Annotated in this window: 5 protein-coding genes and 2 pseudogenes; 3 read left to right on the forward strand and 4 right to left on the reverse strand. The window is 37.8% G+C overall.

The annotated features are described in order from the left end of the window. A partial coding sequence (locus O0550_RS23920) for an integrase core domain-containing protein (protein ID WP_258427419.1) occupies positions 1 to 327 on the forward strand: 327 nt, incomplete at its 5' end. Between the two features lie 303 nt (positions 328 to 630). Here the strand turns inward: O0550_RS23920 and O0550_RS23925 are convergent. Beyond that, positions 631 to 1158: an MFS transporter gene (locus O0550_RS23925; RefSeq protein WP_258427420.1), complete on the reverse strand. Its 528-nt coding sequence runs from the start codon at positions 1156 to 1158 to the stop codon at positions 631 to 633. A gap of 408 nt (positions 1159 to 1566) precedes the next feature. On the opposite strand from O0550_RS23925, the gene O0550_RS23930 reads away from it, so the two are divergent. Further along, positions 1567 to 1839 carry a hypothetical protein gene (locus O0550_RS23930; protein ID WP_258427421.1) on the forward strand — a complete coding sequence of 91 codons (273 nt, stop codon included), beginning with the start codon at positions 1567 to 1569 and terminating at the stop codon, positions 1837 to 1839. Between the two features lie 40 nt (positions 1840 to 1879). On the opposite strand, the pseudogene O0550_RS23935 reads toward O0550_RS23930, so the two are convergent. After that, positions 1880 to 2113 (reverse strand): annotated as a pseudogene (locus tag O0550_RS23935) (IS1595 family transposase); the annotation flags it as partial. Positions 2114 to 2115: 2 nt separating this feature from the next. Between O0550_RS23935 and O0550_RS23940 the strand changes: the two are divergent. After that, positions 2116 to 2643: pseudogene (locus O0550_RS23940) on the forward strand (transposase); the annotation flags it as partial. A gap of 1035 nt (positions 2644 to 3678) precedes the next feature. On the opposite strand, the gene O0550_RS23945 reads toward O0550_RS23940, so the two are convergent. Together O0550_RS23945 and O0550_RS23950 are read right to left on the reverse strand one after the other, a co-directional pair. Further along, entirely contained in the window at positions 3679 to 4116 is a 438-nt protein-coding gene (locus tag O0550_RS23945; RefSeq protein WP_258427422.1) for a hypothetical protein, read from the reverse strand. Between the two features lie 53 nt (positions 4117 to 4169). Then, positions 4170 to 4429: DUF1385 domain-containing protein (locus O0550_RS23950; RefSeq protein WP_258427423.1), on the reverse strand; the 260-nt coding region annotated here is incomplete at its 5' end.

The following is a 4429-nucleotide window of genomic DNA, read 5'->3' on the forward strand; positions in this document are numbered from 1 at the left end:
ACTCAAAAACCCGCAAGGGATTTGGTACTTCATACTGATTTAGGTGCCCAATATACAAGCAAGGATTTCACGCAATATGTTAAGCAACTTCACATTGTTCACTCATTTAGCAGAAAGGGCTGTCCCTATGACAATGCCTGTATCGAATCGTTCCATGCCATTCTGAAGAAAGAAGAAGTAAACCATGTGACTTACATTGATTATGAATCTGCAAAGCTTGCGCTTTTTACATATATAGAAGGTTGGTATAACCGAACCCGAATACATGGTAGTCTAGGCTACAAAACACCTCAAGAAGTAGAAGACTTGCAAAGAAAAGCATCCTAGTACTTAACTTAATTGTGTCCAAGATATTGACTCAAATCCAAATATTATGATTAAGGAGGTTACTAATGAATCAAGAAGAACGGTTGATTATGTGAACTAAAGATTTAAATAACAGATATTTTTTCGCCATCCACTAAAATGACTTGATTATCAGTAATTGGCAACAATTCAATCTTATTCTGGTATTTCTTTATTATTTTTTCTACTTCTCCTCCTAGATAGTCATTTTGTAAATGTGGCACGGGATAAAAATTAATTTCATTTAACCCTTGATATGGTCTTACCCCTGTCAAGTAGACAGTATTAAAAAAGCCTAAGCAGCCAGTGTGTTTCGGTTTGGAACAATCCCGAAGCAATTCCCTTCTCTTCTGGTTTGGCAACATGATATAGGGCGGTCTGTAATCCCATACTATTAAGTCCGTTTGGAATGCCAAGTACTGCGGTAACCATGAGAATAACAGGTAGGGAGCTATTTTCACCGAGAATTAGCAGCAATAAAGTACCAAAAATCAGCACAACGTTACCAGCAATAATGGTTGTACGATAGCCGTAACGTTTATTCATTCTTACAGCGACTGGAGTCATAAGCACACCTAGTCCGGCAAACGGAAGCATGAGCATTCCAGTCGTTTTCGAATCAAACCCTTTCACTTGATCCAGCCATAATGGTAAACAGAAAAAAAGGGAATAGAAAACAATGTTTAGACCCGCAAATTGTAGAAAAACAGACAGTAGGCGGGGATTTGAAGAAAGCATTTTAATATCAAGAAACGGACTTGACATGCGTTGTTCCCACTTAAAAAGTGAAATAGCTGAAATGACTGAAATCATTAAAAGCCACCAATACGTACTGTCTGATAAAGATAAAAGGAATAACATCATTGTTGTTAACATGATTGTAAAAAGAATAATTCCAATTATATCGATACTTTTCCAGGTACTTTGTTTAACTCCCCACTCGCACTATGTTCCGATTGCTTTACTCTATCATCGGGTATCCATAAACGTACTAATATCCAAATAACAATAGTAATCGGAATGTTAATCCAAAAAATAGCATGCCAACTGACTTATTTAATGAGTAATCCCCCAAGCGTTGGTCCAAAAGCAGCCATAACATAATGTCATACATATCTTACTCCTTTTCTAGTTGATAATTATAATATAGACTAAAAAGGTATCACTACATGACACTTTTAGATTTATAATAAATCATATAAACAGAAATGGAGGTAGAAAATGAAAAATAGTTCATCAATAATTATTGGTTTAGCAATTATAATAGGTTTCACAATATTAGGTTCATTTTTAATGTTTGCATTTGGTAAGGATTCTTCGAATGTAGATGGTAATAACAACGAATATAGATATGAATTAGTTCCTGCAAACGAGCATAATATCATCATTTTCGATAAGAAAACTGGTGAATATTGGAGAAAATTTGTACCAAGTGATAAAGGTCCTACAAATTGGGAGAAAGGTGACTCTCCAATAAAAAATAGCGGTAAATAGATTAAGAGTATTAACCACCTCTAAGTATTTGAGGTGGTTTTTATATTGCTTTCAGCATCCCTACAGTTATGTCGTTCGATTTTTGACACGCTGAAACAAGCATTTGCTCTACTCGTTTTTTAAATGCTACGTTTTTTCCTAAATCAAGCCATCGGAACCAGTAAAGGTAGTTGTCCAAATATTTTGTTGCAACTCCTTGAAACCGCTCCATCCACTTTTTCAGGCGATTATGAAAGTTATTAGCGTGTTGAATGTGGTAAATCCCCTTCTTTACACGCGGTTGGTACTACTGCGGCACTCCGCGCCTACAAGCTTCACTTGGGTCAACTACTAGAGGAATATGACTTGGCACAGCGCCAGCTGGAACAGATTGAGCATGAACTTCATCTCATCTTAGGTCGTATTCCCTATGCGCAGAAGCTGCTTGAAATCCGAGGAGTTAATGCAACGAGCTTAGCCGGTTTGCTAGGCGAGGCTGGTGATCTAAGCGGCTATACACACGGAAATGCTTTACTCCGACATGCTGGTCTGAATCTGGCTGAGGCAAGTTCAGGGAAGTGGCGTGGGAAAATGGTGCTCAGCAAACGCGGTCGTCCACGTCTACGGCACTTCCTCTACCTCATGACGATGTGCATGGTGATGACCAATCCGGACGTTAGAGACCACCACAATGTTGAAGTAAAGAAATTAAAGAGGATGAAATCGATTATGAAATTGTGCGGTAAAGTCGCCCGTATTCTTGTTGGCCTGGCTAAGAGCAACGATGCTTACGATTCGACCAAAGTCTTCCCGCAAGCTGCTTAAGCCTAGTCTATCCTCACCAGTTCATGTATTCGCAGGATGATAAGAAGCACGGAGTATCGGGAGACGTTAAACAAAAGGGCTCGGATCCGTTCCGTTAGAAAGACCGACCTCCACACCTTAGTTAGATGTGACGAAGGAATGAAAGGGCTTTGACCCGTTGAGACATGGGAGTAAGAATCGCTAGGGCTACGTGGAGACGTGCACAATATGGAATTATATAGGTGATAGACAACACACCTTTGTTCCCGCATGCCCTTTTTGCTTTCCCTAGCCACCAGCTCCTCCGTGTACTTTCTTCTCTCGCACTTACCTTAGGATGAAATCCTGCGAATTCATGAGCTTGAGTGAGGAAACGGAATCATTTCGAGGGAGTTTAGCAAAATAGGTTACCTGACATGAGTAGCCATTCTGTACTTCGTTATTAAGCCATACTCCCACGTTGAAACGAATCCACATAACAGTGATTTTTTGATTACTTAGAGTACATATTTACAATGATTGAAGTACTGGTATTTCATTGTTTTTTTAAAATAAGTCTTGATAACTTTCCTTTCGATGTCAGCAAGCATCGAACTCAAGCTCCTTCACATCTATCACTTTCCAGTCACGTTTCAACTTTATTTTAACGAGTTGCTGATGAATTCCTACTAGATAAAATCCATGTGATTTTGCTATATTTCAAGTTCCCCTTAAGGAACTAATTGTCACCTCATTAGTATTTGAACATGACGTCTGTAAACGTCCGAAAAGAACCTGACGTTCTTCTGACTGCCCAAGTTTTTTGTCACTCATATTCAATGAAAGTTTCAACAAAAAAAGAGATAGACCACTATTCTGTGGCCTACCTCTTTAAGGTATTTCGGTTTGATTTTGTTGATTACAGCGATTCAAATTAATAGAAAAGAAAGATCGCCATTGACCCCATAAGAGCTTTGAGATCTTACTCCCAAATTGAGCCAATCCTATTGAGGGATGGTTACTTTTAGTTTATCATACCGACCTTGATAGGTAAATATCACATAATAATAGGAAAAGCTATCCAATGAAAATCTTATTACTACTGACAGCCCAAGGACTTCTTCTCAATGATGTATCTAAATCCATGAGTGGTTTTATTAAATCAGGCAAGTAGCTATTATTCTCTACAGCACTAATATACTCTTGATAGGTTTCGAATATTTTAAATGATACGTAGACATCGGAAGTTTCGTTAACACGTTCTACAAGTAATTTTGTAGGGTCAATAGCTTCTCCCGCCTCGTTTACAATAAAACAGTGCCGTACCATAATATTCTCAACACTTGGCATATAGCCATAAGCTACTTTCCAATCTCCTTCAATAAATTTGCTTTTAAAATGCAAAGCAGCGTAAAAGACATTTGAGTAGCACTGCTTCATCTCCATCTGATCGGCACTCACATTATATACATGCTGAGACTCATCCCAGTTAAGCTTATGTTTAATAATCTCCAAATTAATTACCTCCATTACGGTGTAAATGCATATAATTTTTCAACTCGGTTGAGTTAGTCATCAAGTGACTTTAACGCAAGAATTGCTATTTCAATTTGTTTGTCAGTTGGGTCGGCAGTAGAAAAATACTTTTGAACAAAACCACCAAAATTCATGAATAAACGCGAAAGAATATTGTTCTGTAATCGAAAAATCTCATAACTTAATGATAAACTCAATAACAGATTCAAAAGTGGCATGTATGGAAACAAAATCATTAATAAGAGTAATACCACTACCAATATGGTTATAAGATTAGTGCCACAATCATCGG

This window comes from Brevibacillus halotolerans, from assembly GCF_026891775.1.
Classification (GTDB): domain Bacteria; phylum Bacillota; class Bacilli; order Brevibacillales; family Brevibacillaceae; genus Brevibacillus_B; species Brevibacillus_B halotolerans.

Bases quoted from the DNA above. Each gene is read 5' to 3' on its own strand.
- O0550_RS23930 (WP_258427421.1), top strand. From the start codon at position 1,567: ATGAAAAATAGTTCATCAATAATTATTGGTTTAGCAATTATAATAGGT.
- O0550_RS23925 (WP_258427420.1), bottom strand. From the start codon at position 1,158: ATGATTTCAGTCATTTCAGCTATTTCACTTTTTAAGTGGGAACAACGC.